Origin of the sequence: Desulfuromonas sp. CSMB_57 (assembly GCF_020194955.2) — a bacterium.
Taxonomy (GTDB): Bacteria; Desulfobacterota; Desulfuromonadia; order Desulfuromonadales; family Syntrophotaleaceae; genus JAFCIY02.
Window position 1 is genome coordinate 1 of sequence record NZ_JAFCIY020000094.1, and the last position, 902, is coordinate 902.

Here is a 902-nt window from a genome sequence, read left to right on the forward strand (position 1 = left end):
TTTCTTTGCCTACTTTCTATTGGACGAGCAAAGAAAGTAGGCCGGCTGCCGGCCGGGACCGGCGAACTTGGTTTTCGACCCCAGAGGGGACGTGGGTGACTTGTTGACTGATCGTGGGTTGACTTTGCGTACGAAATGGCGTACGGTTTTATTCCGAGCCCTTCAAAAGGAGGCACCCCATGAAATCTCTCACTATCAGTAAAGCCCGTGAAAACCTTTACCGTCTCGTCGATGAGGCTGCGGAAACCCACGAACCTGTCATTCTCACTGGCAAGCGCCACAATGCCGTCTTGCTTTCGGAAGAAGATTGGAGAGCGGTGCAGGAAACCCTTTATCTTATTTCCATCCCCGGTATGAGGGAATCGATCCGTGAGGGGTTGACCACTCCGCCGGATGCTTGCGAAGAGGAACTTGACTGGTGAGTTGGCGTGTGGTCTTTACCAATCAGGCTCAGAAGGATGCTCGCAAACTCGCCGCATCCGGTTTAAAGCCCAAGGCTGAAGCTATTCTTGAAACCCTCCGGGACAATCCGTTTCAGAACCCCCCTCCTTTCGAAAAGCTTGTCGGAGACCTCTCCGGCGCCTATTCCAGACGCATCAATATCCAACATCGCTTGGTCTACCAAGTCTACCTTGAAGAGCGTGTGGTCAAGATTATCCGTCTCTGGACGCATTACGAGTAGAGCAGGGGCGGACTGGTTGGGTCAGAGTAGGGCAGGGGCAATAGGGTCTTCATATTCGGAGATTCTTTTGCGGTGACATCGGAGATCGCATCCAAAGCCCCGGCATCCGGCTCAAGGATTCCCTCGGCTATATGGAAATCCTCCATCTCAACATGATGGTTACCAAGGTCAAAGACAAGACCGCGGGTCGCGTCCCGCAGGACGCCTTACTTTTTATCCA

2 protein-coding genes are annotated in these 902 nt (G+C 53.1%); both read left to right on the forward strand.

Annotated features, from left to right (window positions below; translation table 11 throughout):
• The first annotated feature begins 179 nt into the window (after window positions 1–179).
• Entirely contained in the window at window positions 180–422 is a 243-nt protein-coding gene (locus JQN68_RS14520; protein ID WP_225073958.1) for a type II toxin-antitoxin system Phd/YefM family antitoxin, read from the forward strand.
• Window positions 419–682 carry a Txe/YoeB family addiction module toxin gene (locus tag JQN68_RS14525; RefSeq protein ID WP_225073959.1) on the forward strand — a complete coding sequence of 88 codons (264 nt, stop codon included), beginning with the start codon at window positions 419–421 and terminating at the stop codon, window positions 680–682. The genes JQN68_RS14520 and JQN68_RS14525 overlap by 4 nt, the downstream gene beginning before the upstream one ends.
• Window positions 683–902 lie beyond the last annotated feature (220 nt).